The sequence below is a fragment of the Agarivorans sp. 2_MG-2023 genome (assembly GCF_030548085.1).
GTDB lineage: Bacteria > Pseudomonadota > Gammaproteobacteria > Enterobacterales > Celerinatantimonadaceae > Agarivorans.
Genome location: NZ_JAUORQ010000017.1, coordinates 50,731 through 67,440 on the forward strand (window position 1 = coordinate 50,731; position 16,710 = coordinate 67,440).

Below are 16,710 nucleotides of genomic sequence, written 5' to 3' on the forward strand. Positions count from 1 at the left end.
ACCATTCTGCTTGCGCTTAGCCTAAAAAGAAAGCGAACAGTGTAAAAATTTACGCCGATATTACAAACTTAAATGTTTACGCTCAAAAATTAAGCTTAAGATCAAAAAAGTGCCGTTAAAACGGCACTTTTACTAAAGTTTACGGTCTTCCTGCAGAGGCTTATCTCGCTTTCAAAGCAGCAATACGTTTTTCAAGTGGAGGGTGGCTTAAAAACAGTTCGCTCATTGCGCGCTTACCATTAATACCAAACGCCATCATTGAACCTTCCATCTCGGGCTCTCGACTTCCGCCTAAACGCTGTAAGGCGTTAATCATTTTCTCTTTACCAACTAACTTAGCCGAGCCTTCATCTGCTCGATACTCTCGCTGACGAGAAAACCACATAACAATAATGCTGGCTAAAATACCAAATACCATTTCTAACACAAACACAGTAGCAATATAGGCTAAAGTCCCCATACCTTGGCCATTCTCATTATTGTTGCTCATTGATGAGCTAATGAGATTGGCAATAATTCGAGCGAAAAACATTACAAAAGTATTCACTACGCCTTGAATTAAGGTAAGGGTAACCATGTCGCCGTTAGCAATATGACTCACTTCATGAGCCAGAACCGCTTCTATTTCTTCACGGTTCATATTTTCTAATAGACCGGTACTTACTGCCACCAAAGCTGCATCGCGTTTAGCACCTGTCGCAAAAGCGTTCATATCTGGAGCGTGATAAATAGCTACTTCAGGCATGCCAATACCGGCAGCTTTTGCTTGCTTGGCTACAGTGTTAACTAACCAAGACTCGATTTCGTTTCTTGGGGTGGTAATGACTTGAGCGCCAGTAGAACGCTTAGCCATCCACTTAGATATAAGTAAGGAGATAATTGAGCCACCAAAACCAAAAATGGCACAAAATACTAATAGCCCACCAATACTTTGAGTAGAAATACCCAAAGCAGAGAATACTATGTTCATCACTATACCTAGCACTAAAACTACCGCTAAGTTAGTACCTAAAAACAACAATATACGTTTCATCGTCTTCCTCTAAAAACGTGGAAAAGCCCAACTACTATAATATTGGGCATAGCTCACAATTTTCAATGGTTTAACAACTACTTTTTTTGATTTACATTTCACCAATAAGTTTATTGATATCGAAATATTTTTCTATTGATTGAGGTTTGAGGTCAGTTTTATAAGGAACGGTGGCCACGCATGGTGCCTCAATAGCACCTTGTAAATACTCAATGTTAAGCATAGAGATTTGCTCATCATCGTTTAGCACGTTCGCAACCCAACCTATCAAGCGCACGCCACTGGCTTTAATTGCTTGGACACTCAGCAGAGCATGATTTAAACAACCGAGCTTTACCCCTACCACCAACAACACCGGGAGCTGTTGATTAGCCACCCATTGAGACATGGTGCCAGCGTTATCGTTTAATGGCACATGCCAACCGCCAGCGCCTTCTACAACGACACAATCAGATGAGGCTTTAAGCTCATTCAAGCCTCTATCCATTAAGTGGGTGTCTATCGGTTTTTTGGCAAACCGAGCAGCGATATGGGGGGCAATAGCCTGCTCCAACACCACTGGGTTGAAGGCTTGATAGCTTAGCGAAGAAGACGATACTGCTTGAATGGCTAAGCCATCTTCATTGACTAAACCTTGCTCACTCTGCTCGGCCCCCGCTGCTATCGGCTTAAAGCCATTAACCATCAGTCCAGAAGAGTGTTTTTGTAAGGCCTTAATAAGCCCACAACTCACCACTGTTTTACCTACTTCTGTATCAGTGCCAGTGACAAAGATAGCCTTAGTCATTAATTAGTACTCCGTAACACACCTTGTAAGTCGCGCTGACTCGATTACCCTTGGCAGGATTAGCAAATTGCTGTTTATAGCTGCTCACCATTTTTTTCAACTGAGTGGCGTTACTGGCATTGGGTTTACCGTCAATCACATAATTAGCACCAATGCCTTTTAACTCAGCCAGTAAACTTAGTGCTTGTTGGTACCAAAGCGTCTCGGTTTCAAATATCAATCGAGAATTCTTAAATCCCGATAATTGAATACAAGCTGCGACGTCATCAGCACTTATAAAGTGATTCACATGTCGGTATTGGTTAAGTTCAGACCAACTTTGTTTGAGTTCATACAACGTTCCGTCTAGCAAGGTTGAAAAAACTGCTACTCCACCAGGTTTTAGAACGCGCTTAATTTCGCTTAATGCAGTACTTAATTCGTTGCACCACTGCAGCGCTAAATTAGAAAAAACCAAATCTACGCTATCGTTCGCTAAACTTAGTTGCTCTGCATCAGCAACCACCGCAACGATCCCAGTGTTAGCCCGTTTAGCTTGCGAGGCCATGGCGTGGGCCAAATCAATACCAATAACCTGACTACTTCTAGTTTGCAGTGCTTTAGCAAAAAAACCTGTACCGCAACCAAGGTCCATTGCTAGCGAATAGTGCTTATTTGGCACTTCTTGTAACAAGCGATGGCCAATATCACGCTGTAAGCCCGCAAAATCATTATAGGTATCAACTGCTTTAGAGAAGTGCCTAGCAACTTGCTCTTTATCGATAATCATTTTTCACCGCTTAATAAACCAACCAACACCGTCAATAAATCACTAATGTCTTGCGTTGAGTGGTGACTACTTAAGGTAATACGCAAACGCGCGGTGTTTTTGGGCACAGTAGGTGGCCTTATAGCACTAACAAAAAAGCCCTTTTCCTGTAATTGTTGGCTGATCGCCAAAGCTCTTTCACTTGAACCTAACAAAATGGGTTGAATGGCAGTATTAGAATTAGCTAGCGTTAAACCAAGCTGTTCAGCTAAGCGTTTAAATAAACCAATATTATTTTGTAATTTAGTTTGAAATTCAGGTTCTGTGCGCACTACCTTGATAGCAGCACTGACCGCACACGCTTGTGCTGCTGGCATAGCGGTGGAATACACATAACTCTTACTAAAATTAACCAAGTAATCTTTAAGTTCTTCATCACATAATACAGCCGCGCCAGATACGCCCAGTGCTTTACCAAAAGTGAACATATGTATTTGAGCATCTTCGGCGCGCATGTTGGCGTCACTAATACTGCCCCGACCTTGGGCTCCTAGGCAGCCTACGCCATGAGCGTCATCTACCATTAGCCAAGCATTGTGATGTTTACACAGTGAGCTTATTTCTTTTAAAGGAGAAAGATCACCGTCCATGCTGAATACCCCTTCGGTGACCACTAACTTATTGTTTCCATGGGAAGATAATCGATGATTCAATTGATCTATATCGTTATGAGCGAAGCGTTTTTGCTGTGCTTCACACAGCATACCCGCTTCAAGTAAGGATGCATGATTGAGCTTATCTTGAACTAATAAGTCACCCTTTTTAAACAAGGCTTTGATCACCGCTTGGTTAGCGGAAAAACCACTATTGAATAGTAACGCACCTGTACGCCCCTGCCATTCGCACAGTTGTTGCTCTAACGCATAATGTGGCGTTTGGAATCCGGTGACCAAGGGCGAACCACCGCTGCCCACGCCATACTTTTCGGCCCCTTTTTTCCAGGCATTAATCACCTTAGGGTGATGAGATAAACCCAAATAGTCGTTACTAGAAAAGTTTAATAAACGCTCGCCAGCAATGTCGATAACCCTGCCCTGTGCGCTACTTTGGCAGCGCCTGGTCCGCAATAACTGTTGCTGTTTACGGCTTACTAGCTGTTCTTTAACAAACTCAAAGGCCATTAAGATGCGTCATAAAACTGGGAGCTTTGCTGTTGTTGCTTCACTAAAGTTTGATAAAGCGCTTCTTCCTGCTCCTCAGTACCGTTTTTTAGTGCCGCAGGCTCAGGGCGGATACCCAGTTTTTTAAATAGCTGCATATCTTGGTTTTCGTCAGGGTTTGGTGTGGTAAGCAGTTTACAACCATAAAATATTGAATTAGCACCGGCCATGAAACACAAGGCTTGCACTTGTTCATTCATTTCCTCGCGCCCTGCAGACAAGCGCACATGTGAACGAGGCATCATGATTCGAGCAACGGCAATACAACGAATGAACTCAAATTGGTCCATGTCATCAACATCTTCTAGTAGGGTGCCTTTTACCTTAACTAACATGTTAATCGGCACACTTTCTGGGTGACGTGGCAGATTAGCCAGTTGCACCAACAAACCACTGCGGTCTGTAGCGGTTTCGCCCATGCCCATAATTCCGCCCGAACATACTTTCATTCCGGCTGAACGCACGTTATCAAGCGTGTCTAAGCGCTGATCATAAGTCCGTGTAGTAATAATTTCTTGGTAGTACTCACGCGAAGTATCAAGGTTATGGTTGTAATAGTCTAAGCCCGCTACTGCCAACTCATCGGCTTGTTGTTTTTCTAACATGCCTAAAGTCATACAGGTTTCCATTCCCATCTCTTTTACGCCTTCTACCATCTTTACTAGGTAAGGCATATCTCGTTGTTTGGGGTTTTTCCAAGCAGCGCCCATACAAAAACGGGTTGAGCCGTTTGCTTTGGCTTTTTCTGCTTCTTTTAACACGTGCTCTACTTCTAGTAAGCGTTCTGTTTTTAAATCGGTTTTATGGTGTGCACTTTGCGGGCAGTATTTACAGTCTTCAGGGCATGCACCCGTTTTAATAGAAAGTAGCGTTGAAACCTGTACTTGGTTTGGATCAAAGTTTGCGCGATGAGCGCACTGGGCTTGAAACAACAAATCATTAAATGGCAAAGCAAACAAGTCGTTTACTTCCTGTACGGTCCAATCGTGGCGGAGTGCTTGAGTCATTGGTTAAGCTTTCTTTAGAAAAAATATTCCGTTAGTCTATCCACAGCCACCTCGCTGTCAACTTTTTAAAACCAACAACTTTACCGACGGTTATTAAATGAGCATAGATTTACATTACGACCAACAACATCTTTGGCATCCATATACTTCTTCAATCAATCCTATTCCTTGTTATCCAGTGGCATCGGCCGAAGGATGTGAGATTGAATTAGAAAACGGTCAACGCTTGGTAGACGGCATGGCCTCTTGGTGGGCGTGCATTCATGGTTATAAAGTTGCGCAACTTGATAAGGCCGCCAGCGAGCAACTAAGTAAAATGTCTCATGTAATGTTTGGTGGCTTAACCCACCAACCCGCTGTAGATTTAGCCAAACACCTTGTCGCCTTAAGCCCTGGCAATTTAGAACAAGTTTTTATTAGCGATTCAGGGTCAGTAGCCGTAGAAGTTGCCTTAAAAATGGCTTTGCAATACTGGCATGCCAAAGGTGAAAAACGCGCTAAGTTTGCCACTGTCCGAAATGGCTATCACGGCGATACCTTTGGCGCGATGTCGGTGTGTGATCCACAAGGGGGAATGCATCAACTCTACCAAGGATTTTTGCCTGAGCACTTATTCTGTGAAGCCCCGCAGATTGGTTTTAATGAACCATGGCAAGAACAAGATATCGCCCCGATGAAAACCATGTTGGATAAGCATCATAAAGACATCGCTGCGGTAATTATCGAGCCTGTTGTGCAAGGTGCAGGCGGAATGAGGATTTTTCATCCACAGTATCTGAGCGAGTTAAGAGCCCTATGTGACCACTATGGTTTGCTATTAGTCGCCGATGAGATTGCAACTGGGTTTGGCAGAACCGGTAAGCTGTTTGCTTGCGAACACGCCAACATTACCCCAGATATTTTGTGTTTAGGTAAAGGCCTTACCGGCGGCTATATGAGCTTAGCGGCTACCCTCACCTCGAAACATGTTGCAGATACAATATGTGGCGGCGAAGCGGGTGTGTTTATGCATGGTCCCACCTTTATGGGTAATCCTTTAGCTTGTGCGGTAGCTAACGCCAGCATAAAGCTACTGCTAGATAGTAATTGGCAAGCTCGCGTAGCTGAAATTGAGCAACAACTTAAACAACAACTAAACGCATGTAGGCAATTAAGCACCGTCGCTGATGTTAGGGTACTAGGCGCGATAGGTGTGGTTGAAACCAAAACCGCTAATGATTTAGCCAGTATACAAGCTAAATTTGTTGAATTAGGTGTTTGGATTAGGCCATTTGGTAAGTTGGTTTACATTATGCCGCCCTACACGATTAGCGAAACTCAATTAGCCAAGCTGTGCTCGGCCATTTACCAAGTACTGAGTGACTAATTAGTTGAACAGTTTTAAGTAATAAGAAAGCAGCACAGTAATCACAATCATCGCCAATAAACCCATATTGATTTTAAAATGGTCAGTTTTGCGGCGAGAGCGGCTCCAGTTTATAAAAATTCCCCCAAGGGTAATTCCACAGCAGCCCCACAACAAATAAACAAATATTTGGCGTAAGTCTTCATGCCAATGGTCGCGATACCCTTGCCCGTCTGATGGCTGAAAGGCGCTATAGGCAATTTCTGGTCTAGCATAGTGATAAACGATGAGCGAACCGAGAAACATTGTCCAAGCGAGTAGCGAGAACAACACAAACAATTTTTGTAAACCGTCGGGGCCTTTTCTTCGTTCTTTTCTATTTTGTGGCATTTCCTACCCTAATTAATCCCGTTGTTAGTCCTTTTCATTAACATAACTTATAGATTTCCTGTGTTTTATCAATTTTTACTTGAGTCTTTAGCCTCAAGAAGTAACATTGGTTCCCTTACAATATTAGCACTATCAGATTGGAGCAGTTGTTTGCTATGACGCATTCCTCAGTGACAGACGTTTTGGGCGGTAAGTTCAGCGTTGGTCAACAAGTTACTATCAAGGGTTGGATCCGTACTCGTCGTGATTCAAAAGCAGGTCTTTCATTTTTAGCGGTACACGACGGCTCATGTTTTGACGCCGTGCAAGCCGTAGCGCCTAATACCCTTTCCAATTATGAGAATGATGTTCTTAAGCTAACCGCTGGTTGTTCTGTGATCGTGACTGGCGAAGTTGTTGAATCTCCAGGGCAAGGACAATCTTTTGAAATTCAAGCAAACAATGTTGAAGTGGTTGGTTGGGTAGAAAACCCTGATAGCTACCCAATGTCGGCTAAACGCCACAGCATTGAATACTTACGCGAACACGCTCACCTGCGCCCGCGCACTAACGTGATTGGCGCTGTAGCCCGTGTACGTAACTGTTTATCGCAAGCTATTCACCGTTTCTACCACGAACAAGGTTACATTTGGGCAAGCACCCCTATTATCACCGGTAGTGATACGGAAGGTGCAGGCGAAATGTTCCGCGTATCAACCTTGGATATGAATAACCTGCCAATGGCCGACAATGGCGAAGTTGATTTTCAGCAGGACTTTTTTGGTAAAGAAACCTTCTTAACCGTATCGGGTCAATTGAACGCTGAAACATACGCCTGTGCACTATCAAAAGTATATACTTTTGGCCCAACCTTCCGCGCCGAAAACTCCAATACCAGCCGCCACTTGGCTGAATTTTGGATGGTAGAGCCGGAAGTAGCCTTCGCTGATTTAGACGACGCGGCAAAGTTAGCCGAAGACATGCTTAAATATGTATTCAAAGCTGTGCTCGAAGAACGTATGGACGACATGAACTTCTTCGCTCAACGTATCAACAAAGAAGCCATAAGCCGCTTAGAGAAGTTTGTTAGCGCAGACTTTGCGCAAGTTGATTACACAGACGCCATTCAAATTCTTAAAGATTCAGGCCGCAAGTTTGAATACGATGTTGAATGGGGCATTGATATGTCGTCTGAGCACGAGCGTTTCTTAGCTGAAGAACACTTTAAAGCACCGGTAGTTGTTAAGAACTACCCTAAAGACATTAAAGCATTCTACATGCGTCTTAATGATGACGGTAAAACCGTAGCTGCAATGGACGTACTTGCACCAGGTATTGGCGAAATCATTGGTGGCGCGCAACGTGAAGAGCGTTTAGATGTGCTTGACGCACGCTTGCTTGAGTTGAACTTAGACAAAGATGATTACTCTTGGTACCGCGACTTACGCCGCTACGGCACAGTTCCACATGCTGGCTTTGGTTTAGGTTTTGAACGTTTAGTGTCTTACGTAACTGGCATGACCAACATCCGCGACGTGATTCCTTTCCCACGCGCACCTAAAAACGCCGAGTACTAAGCAACGGCTATAGTTAAGCTACAAGTTAAAGCCTCAACCTAGTTGAGGCTTTTTTATTTGCCGATCCCCCTCACACTCAAGTTAATTGCCAGTTAAACCCTATCAATCAAAGCTATACAGCTTTCAGTTCATCATCCATACTTGTTTCAATTGCTAATGCAAAGTCATCATGATTTTAAGAAGGAACTGCATGAAAAAATTGAAAGTTGTTACCACTGAAGACGTATTACTCACTCTTTGTAATTCTGTCACCACAGTACTTAGCAAAGCCACGACTAGCGAAATCAGATATTCGGCGATGGTACAGAAAATAAACAAAACCTGTTTAAAACCAGACATTGGTTGTTTTGTTTTATTTGATGGTGGGTTTTCAGGCTTGGTTGTTATTAACTTTACCTCAGATGCTGCCATGGAAATCTATCGTGATTACATGCTTCATATGGGTATTCCTGAGGCCGAGCTCGCTCAACAGCACACAGCTGATGAAGTGGGTAACGTGATGGGCGAGTTAATGAACCAAATGGTCGGTTACTTCACTGGTGTAATTGGTAAAGAGTTACAAACCTCACTAACTCAAAACCAACCTAAGATGTTAGCTTTAAACAAGCAGGTATTGATTTCAATTGATACCAACCTAGACCGTCCGCAAGCGCGTCGCGTGACCTTTACAACCGCTAAAAACAACATCTTTTATCTTGAGTTAGCGATGGATAAAACTGAATTCATCAAGCTTCATGAATTTGAAACAGAAGATGATGTAGATCCAGATGATCTTATCGACCAAGCCGCGGCACAAAAGAAGGCAGAGCAGAAACCTGCTGAGTCAGCGCAAACCATTGATCAAGATCTACTTGATGAGTTAGGCATCTAGACCAACAACTCAGCAACATGCTCAAGACTCACTTGAGCATGTTTATAATCTAACTGGACTGGGTGATAACTCTCGCCCACCGCTAATACTAACGAAGGGAATCCTTGAATAGGTAAGCTTCGAGCAAATTGTATTTGCTGCATTAACAGCTCATTCAGTGCTTCACTCGATATGTCTTCCACAAAAGTTTTTTTATCTAAGCCAAGCTTTTCTGCCAATACAAGCAAATTATCTACGTCTGAAGGATTAATCGCCTGTAAATAATAAGCGTTCTGTATTTGCTTTATCATCGCTTTACCAGCCCCCTGCTTTTCAGCCGCAAGCACTGCTCGGTTTGCAGGATAAGTAGAACGACGAGGTGTGTTTACTTGCCAAAAATCATGGTTAAACTCGGTGCCTAGTTGCGCATTAATTTTATGCCATGTTTGCTGCAAAAACTGCTGCATATCTTCAGGCATCGCTACTGTAGAATCAGGCGCTAGGCCACCCAACAAATACACCATTTCTATATTGCTAGGCAGTGACGATTCAAGCGCCTCTAAAGTAGGTTTATAGCCCCAACACCAAGAACACATAGGGTCATGTACATAATATAAACGCGCTTGAGTCTCAGTCATCTTATAGCCAAGTTACATAGTCTTTAAAGGTTAACTCTCGCGCTTTGTTCGATTTGGTTTGTGGACTGCCTAAATACAAATACCCAACAACAGACTCGTGTTCAGCTAAGCCTAGCTCATGATTTACGATTGAACTGTAAGCCATTGGGCCGGTGCGCCAAATACCATTATAACCTTGTGCAAAGGCAGCCATTTGCATTGCATGAACAGCACAGCCGGCAGAAAGCACTTGTTCGATTTCTGGTACTTTTGAATGGGTTTTAGGCGAAGCAATCACGATAGTGATAAGTGGTGCACGAAAGGGCATCGCTTTCGCCTTTTCATGGTCACCTTCTTCAGCCAGCGCGGCTTGTTCAAAAATGTCTGCTAACTTACTTAAACCTTCTCCACTAACATGGATAAACCGCCAAGGCGTAAGGCCTCCGTGATCTGGCGCCCTAAGGCCGGCATTCCATATTGTTTCTAGTTCTGCGCCTTCAGGTGCGGGAGCAGCCAAGCGGGCGCATGACTGACGATTGAGTAACAAATCTAAAGCTTTCATTGTTATCCTTAACGAGCTAAATATAGCGCCATTGTGCGTGAATTATGCTAAAAGTAAAGTAAGCTAGATCGCTGTTTGGAGCTTAAACTATGCTGGCAGGAAAACATCATCAAATATCCACGCAAAGACAGAAAAACCTAAAGCAACTGCAAGCTTGGGTTAAACAAAACCCCCAACGTACAGCTGCTTTAATTAAGCAGTGGCTAAAAACAAAAACTAAATAGTGGCCGCCAGTTCAGCACCTTGTCTTATGGCGCGTTTAGCATCCAATTCAGCGGCTACATATGCGCCGCCAATTAAATGAGAATTTACGCCCAAGGCGGTTAAGTCGTCATGTAAACTTCTCAATGGCTCTTGCCCTGCACACACCACTACATGGTCAACATCTAACACAGATTGTTTGCCACCCACCGAAATATGCAGCCCTTGGTCATCTACTTTTAAGTACTCTACACCAGCGAGCATTTCTACCTGATTTTTCTTTAAGGTCTCACGGTGGATCCAACCTGTGGTTTTACCTAGCTCTTTGCCCACTTTAGTGGTTTTGCGTTGACACAAATATACCTTACGCAAGGCTTGATGTTGTTGATGGTCTTTCAAGCCACCGGCTTGAGCCATTGTACTATCGATGCCCCAGTTATCTAGCCAACGGCCTACGTTGGTAGATAGCGACGGCTTTTGCTCTACCAAGTATTCAGCAACATCGAAACCAATACCTCCAGCACCAATGATCGCAACTTTACCGCCAACTTCTTTATGATCTCGTAATACATCTAAATAGTTATAAACTTTGTCGTGTTCTATGCCTTCAATTGGTGGGGTTCGCGGTAAAATACCCGTAGCAATTACAATTTCATCAGCTTTTAACTCAGCCAGCATAGGAGCGTCAACTCTGGTATTTAACGCGAGTTTAATACCTAATTGGTTGATGCGATTAGCAAAGTAGCGAAGCGTTTCGTAGAACTCCTCTTTACCAGGAATTTGCTTCGCATAGTTAAACTGGCCACCAATTTTATCTCCAGCATCATAAATTGTTACTTTATGACCGCGTTCTGCGGCATAACATGAAAAGGCCAATCCTGCTGGACCAGCCCCCACTACAGCAATCTCTTTGGTTTGCTTACAGTCTTTAAATTCAAGTTCTGTTTCATAGCAGGCTTGCGGATTAACTAAGCAACTTGCGCGTTGTTGTTTAAAAACGTGGTCTAAACAAGCTTGATTACAACCAATACACGTATTTATAAGCTCAGCTTGGTTGTTTCGCGCCTTTTCAACAAACATAGGATCTGCCAGCAACGGCCGAGCCATAGACACCATATCCGCTTGTCCGGAGCGTAAAATGTTTTCTGCTACATCAGGAGTGTTAATTCGGTTAACCGCCACCATTGGGATACTAACGTGCTGTTTTATTTTTTCGGTTACCCACGCAAATGCGGCTCTAGGAACACTGGTAGCAATAGTAGGTACTCTAGCTTCGTGCCATCCAATACCAGTATTAAGAATAGTTACTCCAGCGTGTTCTAAGGCTTTTGCTAATGTTACAACCTCTTCGTAAGTACTGCCTTTTTCAACTAGATCAAGCATAGATAAACGAAATACAATGATGAAATCTTCGCCAACTAAGGCGCGGGTTTGTTTAACTATTTCTAAAGGAAGCTTAATTCGATTTTGGTAACTACCGCCCCACCCGTCTTTTCGTTGGTTGGTGCGCGCACAAATAAACTGGTTGATGAGGTAACCTTCTGAGCCCATTATTTCAACGCCGTCGTAGCCTGCACGTTTGGCTAACTTTGCACTATTCGCAAAGTCTTTAATGGTTGAGCAAATTTGGCGTTCACTCATAGCTTTAGGTTTGAACGGAGATATCGGTGCTTTAATTTTACTAGCACTAACATTAAATGGATGATAACCGTAACGCCCTGCATGCAATATCTGTAAGGCGATTTTTCCACCTTCTTTATGCACGGCATTAGTGATAATTCGATGTTTTTTCACCTGCCAAGGAAAACTAAGCTGGCATCCGTTAGGGGCTAAGCGCCCTCTAAAGTTAGGCGCTATTCCACCCGTAACTATAAGACCTACTCCACCCTTAGCGCGTAACGCATAAAAAGCAGCCAGTTTCTCAAAACCACCCTTTTCTTCTTCTAAACCGGTGTGCATAGAGCCCATTAATACTCGGCTTTGTAGTTGAGTAAAACCTAAATCAAGTGGCGCTAATAAGTGCGGGTACTTGGTCATCTTTGTAACCTCAATCCATTGGGAATGTTATTAAAGTGTTAATAGAGTATACAAACCAAACTTTTGTTTCAAACATTTGTTTTAATAATTGCAGATGCCTGATTTATATGACTATGGTAACGTTTAGCTATTGTTGACTTTTATAAGTAGATCCCAGTGTTTAAATTGATTAAGAGTATCTTCCGCTTCTTTTGGCGAACCCTTAACTTTATTCGTTCACTAATCGTTAATTTATTTCTATTGTTTATGGTGGTAATGGTCATCATTGCCCTCAGCAGTGTTAGCCCTGAACCCACAGAGCCCCCTACAGCGGCAGCCTTGCATTTAGTCCTTGATGGACAAATAGTAGAGCAGCGTCAGCGAGTAAACCCTATGGCCGAGTTTACTAACGAAATGTTAGGAAACACTGTAGAGAAAGAGTTCGACCTACACACAATAGTGAAAGCGATTGATGAAGCGAGAACCGATTCAAACATTACCGGCATCGTTTTAGATGTTGGCAGCATGCCAAGTACAAGCCAAACTAAACTTGCGACTATCGGCCAAGCTCTGCTGCATTTTAAAGACAGTGGCAAACCAATCATCGCCTACGCAGATTACTACGACCAACACCAATACTATTTAGCGAGCTTTGCCGACAGCCTACTGCTTAACCCTAAAGGTGCAGTATTAATGCGCGGCATGAACTCTCGACGTTTGTTCTTTAAAGATGCCATCGACAATTTAGACGTTACCACGCACATTTTCCGCGTAGGCACGCATAAGTCATTTGTAGAACCCTACCTTAGAAATGACATGTCGGAAGAGGCAAAACAAGATTTAGCACACTGGATGGATCAACTTTGGCAATCATACTTAACGACTGTTTCAACTAACCGCGAGTTAGCGGCTGATCATTTGATGCCAGAACCAGCAGCATTGTTGTCGCGTTTAAAAGAAGTTGATGGTGATGGCGCCCGCTACGCAGAAAAATTTGGCCTCGTTGACCAACTCACCACGCGTACCCAAGCCAAACAATTGTTAATTGATACCTTTGGTGAATCAGATGACGGTTCGAGCTACAACAACAGAAGCTATGGCGAGTATGCACAAGGCCTAAGTAATGATGAACCAAGCGACAACACAATTGCAGTTATTGTTGCTCAAGGTGCCATTGTTGGTGGTAGTGGCCAAGAAAACGTGATTGCTGCCGATACCGTTATTGCTCAGCTTAATCAAGCGCTTGAAGACGAACAGGTAAAAGCGTTAGTGGTACGAGTAGACAGCCCTGGTGGTAGCGCATTTGCTTCAGAACTGATTCGTGAAAAGTTTCAACAGTTCCAGGAAAAAGATATACCGGTAATCGTATCTATGGGCAGCGTTGCCGCAAGTGGCGGATATTGGATTTCATCAACGGCTGACTACATTTTTGCTAGCCCAACCACCATTACTGGCTCTATTGGTATTTTTGGAATGTTTGCTACTTTGGAAAATGCTTTGGCTAAGTTAGGCATTAACAGTGACGGCTACGCAACCTCTACCCTCGCTGAAGTGAGTCCTTTCCAAGCTTTACCAGATGAAGTGAAACAGATCATTCAACTCAATGTTGAACACGGGTATAAAGATTTTGTATCACTGGTATCAAGTGGCAGAGACATTGCGCTTGAAGATATGGATAGCATTGCTGAAGGCAGAATTTGGACCGGCCAAGACGCCGTTGATAATGGCCTTGTCGATCAATTAGGCGGCCTGAACGATGCTATAGAATACGCGGCCAGCTTAAATGAGCTAGATGATTACCAAGTTAAGCGTTTAACACCCCCACTAAGCTCGCGAGACCGCTTTATAGCCCAGTTGTTTGATTCGCAAATCGCTGGTGCATTAGAGTCTGCAATACCAAACTGGGCTTTATTGAAAACAGTGGCGGAGCAAGCGCCTGCTGTAGATAAGTTTAATGATCCTCTTGGCCAGTACAGTTTCTGCGCAGTTTGCGATCAAATGTAAGCACTATTCAGTTAATCTTAAACGGTTGATTGCTTTGAACTAACATCAGACTATAATTTCAAAAAACTTTTGAACTATAGTCTGATGAATCGAAAATCTATCTATATTGCCTACACAGGCGGTACCATTGGCATGCAACGTAGTGAAAGAGGCTACGTGCCAGTTGCTGGTTTCATGCGCGACTGTTTAGACGCTATGCCAGAATTTCAGCGTGATGAAATGCCTGAATTCACCGTTCACGAATTTTCCCCACTGATCGATTCTGCGGATATGGACCCACAGCATTGGCAGCTAATTGCTGAAGACATTCAAGCAAATTATGAAAAGTATGACGGCTTTGTTGTCCTGCACGGCACAGACACCATGGCTTACACCGCTTCCGCACTTTCATTTATGCTAGAGAACCTAAGTAAGCCAGTAATTGTAACAGGCTCGCAAATTCCACTGAGTGAACTTCGTTCTGACGGCCAAACCAACTTACTCAATTCTTTATACCTTGCGGCCTACTACCCAGTTCATGAAGTCTGTTTGTTTTTCAACAACAAACTCCTGCGCGGGAATCGCAGTACTAAAGCGCATGCAGATGGCTTTGACGCGTTTATGTCACCCAATTTCCCGCCCTTGCTTAAGGCTGGAATAGACATAGAAATTATTGCCGGAGAGATTCGTCCAACGGGTATCAGCGCCTTACAAATTAGTCCGATCATTCCCCAACCTATTGGGGTTGTGAGTCTTTATCCAGGCATTTCCACTGAGGTCATCGCAAACCTGCTTCAGCAGCCTGTGAAAGCCTTGATACTGTTAAGTTATGGTGTGGGAAATGCCCCGCAACATCAAAAAATGACCGAATTGTTAGAGCAAGCCTGTGACCGTGGCATTATAGTGCTTAACTTAAGCCAATGTTTAACTGGCAAGGTGAATATGGACGGATATGCCACAGGCAACGCCTTAGCAAAAGCGGGTGTGGTAAGTGGTGGGGATATGACTACCGAAGCGGCGCTGGCCAAACTACATTACTTGCTAAGCAAAAACTTGCCTAGCAAGCGGATCCGCGACCTACTTTGCCAAGATATTCGCGGCGAGATAAGTATCTAATCGTTATGTTGAGGAACACTAATGATGGTTTGTTCTTCTCGATATTGACGTTTTAATTCTTGTTTAGATTTCATCACTAATTCGCCATCGGTACCCACAGTAAAATGCTGGGGCTGATGGTTGTGCTTAGCTTGATACAAGATAACCATTTGTTGAGTATGATCGCGTTGTTCATCTGTTAGTTTGTTGCCGTCGGGCCATCGCCCGGTTTCAACAGCACTTAACATATTTTGATAAATATCGGGGCTCATTGCCGCCAACAACTTCTCTACATCCATTTATCACTCCTATAATGTTACTGAAACATTACCAAACCATTGATCCAGTGCCAAGCTATAAACTAAGCACTTAGGAAACAATGCTGATTTTTGAATGGACTAAATCAAAAAAATCTATGATAGTCTTACCTTTATCAACATCTGCTAATGATATTTATTCAGGAAAATGATTTGTCTTTTTTAAAGCCACTAGGCTGTAGTTTATGTTTAGTTGTACCACTTGTACTTAGTGGATGTGATGCAGGGTTTGATTTGTTCGGCTTTGGTAGTCGCTCGGTAAAAAGCATTTGTAAAAGTAACCCAGAGCTTTGTGAAGATTTAAATCGCGACGGCTGGTGTAAAAAGGAACGTTCTGCTGTCATTCTAAGTCGCTTCGATGAAATGACCGAAGTCACTGAACAACACCAGTATGAGCTGATAAAGAACTATCAGGCTTATAATTTTTGTATAGAACTTGCGGCCAGCATTGAACCTAAATACGACAAATCTCGTAAAACTCAGCGCGTTATTGGTTTGCTCACCTCTTTAGAAGAATTACAGCGTCTAGAAAACGATACGCGTGATTCTAATCACCCCTATTTGTCGATGTATCACTGGACCCAATATCGCGATCTTGAAGCACGAGACCGATTTTTGGCATTGGAAGGCCAAGCAGTGTTAAATCAACCTGATTTACAATGGACTTTAGCAATTCATTACAGCGGAAAGGACGCTAAGAAAACCATTAACATTTTGCAAAACGCCTTCAAGTTGTTTCCCGAAAAAGCGGTTATTCCAGCTAAGTATGCTGAAGCGATTACGTCTCAATATATGAATTTAAAAGACTACCGCCATGCCTATTTATGGGCACAAATAGCCAGTCACTTTGATGATCACAGTAGGCAAGATTATTCTGGTTTGAATCACAAGTTGAAGTTGTCTGAAGAACAGCAAAAAATGTTAAAAGATGAAGCGGCAATTATCTACGAGCAAATAGACACAAGACAATACCGCTTATAAGC

At 43.2% G+C, this 16,710-nt stretch carries 16 protein-coding genes; 6 read left to right on the forward strand and 10 right to left on the reverse strand.

Features of this window, described 5'->3' with window-relative positions; genetic code table 11:
* Positions 1–160: 160 nt before the first annotated feature.
* The 5 genes from htpX to bioB all read right to left on the reverse strand — a co-directional run bounded on the left by htpX (position 161) and on the right by bioB (position 4,795).
* The gene (htpX, locus tag Q4549_RS19740; RefSeq protein WP_303554105.1) at positions 161–1,033 is read right to left on the reverse strand and encodes a protease HtpX; all 873 of its coding nucleotides are present in this window, start codon (positions 1,031–1,033) and stop codon (positions 161–163) included.
* Positions 1,034–1,124: 91 nt separating this feature from the next.
* Positions 1,125–1,820 carry a dethiobiotin synthase gene (gene bioD / locus Q4549_RS19745; RefSeq protein ID WP_303554104.1) on the reverse strand — a complete coding sequence of 232 codons (696 nt, stop codon included), beginning with the start codon at positions 1,818–1,820 and terminating at the stop codon, positions 1,125–1,127.
* Positions 1,813–2,589, reverse strand: coding sequence for a malonyl-ACP O-methyltransferase BioC (gene bioC, locus Q4549_RS19750; RefSeq protein ID WP_303554102.1), 777 nt, complete (start codon positions 2,587–2,589; stop codon positions 1,813–1,815). The genes bioD and bioC overlap by 8 nt, the downstream gene beginning before the upstream one ends.
* The gene (gene bioF / locus Q4549_RS19755; protein ID WP_303554100.1) at positions 2,586–3,749 is read right to left on the reverse strand and encodes an 8-amino-7-oxononanoate synthase; all 1,164 of its coding nucleotides are present in this window, start codon (positions 3,747–3,749) and stop codon (positions 2,586–2,588) included. The genes bioC and bioF overlap by 4 nt, the downstream gene beginning before the upstream one ends.
* Positions 3,749–4,795 (reverse strand): biotin synthase BioB, encoded by a 1,047-nt coding sequence (gene bioB / locus Q4549_RS19760; RefSeq protein ID WP_137674547.1) that lies wholly within the window; start codon positions 4,793–4,795, stop codon positions 3,749–3,751. The genes bioF and bioB overlap by 1 nt, the downstream gene beginning before the upstream one ends.
* A gap of 97 nt (positions 4,796–4,892) precedes the next feature.
* Here bioB and bioA point away from each other — a divergent pair, with 97 nt between their 5' ends.
* Positions 4,893–6,161, forward strand: coding sequence for an adenosylmethionine--8-amino-7-oxononanoate transaminase (bioA, locus tag Q4549_RS19765; protein ID WP_303554097.1), 1,269 nt, complete (start codon positions 4,893–4,895; stop codon positions 6,159–6,161).
* On the opposite strand, the gene Q4549_RS19770 is transcribed toward bioA, so the two are convergent.
* The gene (locus Q4549_RS19770; RefSeq protein WP_137674545.1) at positions 6,162–6,530 is read right to left on the reverse strand and encodes a hypothetical protein; all 369 of its coding nucleotides are present in this window, start codon (positions 6,528–6,530) and stop codon (positions 6,162–6,164) included. It lies immediately after the preceding gene.
* A 155-nt stretch (positions 6,531–6,685) separates the two neighbouring features.
* Between Q4549_RS19770 and asnS the strand changes: the two genes are divergently transcribed.
* Positions 6,686–8,086 (forward strand): asparagine--tRNA ligase, encoded by a 1,401-nt coding sequence (asnS, locus tag Q4549_RS19775; RefSeq protein ID WP_137674544.1) that lies wholly within the window; start codon positions 6,686–6,688, stop codon positions 8,084–8,086.
* A 190-nt stretch (positions 8,087–8,276) separates the two neighbouring features.
* A complete protein-coding gene (locus Q4549_RS19780; protein WP_137674543.1) occupies positions 8,277–8,957 on the forward strand; it encodes a DUF3334 family protein in 681 nt (226 codons plus the stop codon).
* On the opposite strand, the gene Q4549_RS19785 is transcribed toward Q4549_RS19780, so the two are convergent.
* From Q4549_RS19785 to Q4549_RS19795, 3 genes are all read right to left on the reverse strand, one after another.
* Positions 8,954–9,574, reverse strand: a complete 621-nt coding sequence (locus Q4549_RS19785) for a DsbA family protein (RefSeq protein ID WP_303554095.1) — start codon at positions 9,572–9,574, stop codon at positions 8,954–8,956. The two genes, Q4549_RS19780 and Q4549_RS19785, sit on opposite strands and share 4 nt — an antisense overlap.
* Position 9,575: 1 nt before the next feature.
* Positions 9,576–10,115, reverse strand: coding sequence for an NAD(P)H nitroreductase (locus Q4549_RS19790; protein WP_303554093.1), 540 nt, complete (start codon positions 10,113–10,115; stop codon positions 9,576–9,578).
* A gap of 216 nt (positions 10,116–10,331) precedes the next feature.
* Positions 10,332–12,353, reverse strand: a complete 2,022-nt coding sequence (locus Q4549_RS19795; protein ID WP_303554091.1) for an NADPH-dependent 2,4-dienoyl-CoA reductase — start codon at positions 12,351–12,353, stop codon at positions 10,332–10,334.
* A 156-nt stretch (positions 12,354–12,509) separates the two neighbouring features.
* Between Q4549_RS19795 and sppA the strand changes: the two genes are divergently transcribed.
* Together sppA and ansA are read left to right on the forward strand one after the other, a co-directional pair.
* Entirely contained in the window at positions 12,510–14,336 is a 1,827-nt protein-coding gene (sppA, locus tag Q4549_RS19800; protein WP_303554089.1) for a signal peptide peptidase SppA, read from the forward strand.
* A gap of 84 nt (positions 14,337–14,420) precedes the next feature.
* Positions 14,421–15,431, forward strand: coding sequence for an asparaginase (gene ansA, locus Q4549_RS19805; protein ID WP_137674538.1), 1,011 nt, complete (start codon positions 14,421–14,423; stop codon positions 15,429–15,431).
* On the opposite strand, the gene Q4549_RS19810 is transcribed toward ansA, so the two are convergent.
* Positions 15,428–15,709: a YeaC family protein gene (locus Q4549_RS19810; protein ID WP_137674537.1), complete on the reverse strand. Its 282-nt coding sequence runs from the start codon at positions 15,707–15,709 to the stop codon at positions 15,428–15,430. The two genes, ansA and Q4549_RS19810, sit on opposite strands and share 4 nt — an antisense overlap.
* 171 nt (positions 15,710–15,880) lie before the next feature.
* Here Q4549_RS19810 and Q4549_RS19815 point away from each other — a divergent pair, with 171 nt between their 5' ends.
* Positions 15,881–16,708 carry a DUF2989 domain-containing protein gene (locus Q4549_RS19815; protein ID WP_303554088.1) on the forward strand — a complete coding sequence of 276 codons (828 nt, stop codon included), beginning with the start codon at positions 15,881–15,883 and terminating at the stop codon, positions 16,706–16,708.
* The last annotated feature ends 2 nt before the right edge of the window (positions 16,709–16,710 follow it).

What these genes read in the sequence shown, in the direction of transcription:
- bioA (WP_303554097.1), top strand. Translation starts at nt 4,893, where the DNA reads ATGAGCATAGATTTACATTACGACCAACAACATCTTTGGCATCCATAT.
- ansA (WP_137674538.1), top strand. Translation starts at nt 14,421, where the DNA reads ATGAATCGAAAATCTATCTATATTGCCTACACAGGCGGTACCATTGGC.
- Q4549_RS19780 (WP_137674543.1), top strand. Translation starts at nt 8,277, where the DNA reads ATGAAAAAATTGAAAGTTGTTACCACTGAAGACGTATTACTCACTCTT.
- htpX (WP_303554105.1), bottom strand. Translation starts at nt 1,033, where the DNA reads ATGAAACGTATATTGTTGTTTTTAGGTACTAACTTAGCGGTAGTTTTA.
- bioB (WP_137674547.1), bottom strand. Translation starts at nt 4,795, where the DNA reads ATGACTCAAGCACTCCGCCACGATTGGACCGTACAGGAAGTAAACGAC.
- Q4549_RS19770 (WP_137674545.1), bottom strand. Translation starts at nt 6,530, where the DNA reads ATGCCACAAAATAGAAAAGAACGAAGAAAAGGCCCCGACGGTTTACAA.
- bioD (WP_303554104.1), bottom strand. Translation starts at nt 1,820, where the DNA reads ATGACTAAGGCTATCTTTGTCACTGGCACTGATACAGAAGTAGGTAAA.
- Q4549_RS19790 (WP_303554093.1), bottom strand. Translation starts at nt 10,115, where the DNA reads ATGAAAGCTTTAGATTTGTTACTCAATCGTCAGTCATGCGCCCGCTTG.
- bioF (WP_303554100.1), bottom strand. Translation starts at nt 3,749, where the DNA reads ATGGCCTTTGAGTTTGTTAAAGAACAGCTAGTAAGCCGTAAACAGCAA.
- Q4549_RS19795 (WP_303554091.1), bottom strand. Translation starts at nt 12,353, where the DNA reads ATGACCAAGTACCCGCACTTATTAGCGCCACTTGATTTAGGTTTTACT.
- Q4549_RS19785 (WP_303554095.1), bottom strand. Translation starts at nt 9,574, where the DNA reads ATGACTGAGACTCAAGCGCGTTTATATTATGTACATGACCCTATGTGT.
- asnS (WP_137674544.1), top strand. Translation starts at nt 6,686, where the DNA reads ATGACGCATTCCTCAGTGACAGACGTTTTGGGCGGTAAGTTCAGCGTT.
- bioC (WP_303554102.1), bottom strand. Translation starts at nt 2,589, where the DNA reads ATGATTATCGATAAAGAGCAAGTTGCTAGGCACTTCTCTAAAGCAGTT.
- Q4549_RS19810 (WP_137674537.1), bottom strand. Translation starts at nt 15,709, where the DNA reads ATGGATGTAGAGAAGTTGTTGGCGGCAATGAGCCCCGATATTTATCAA.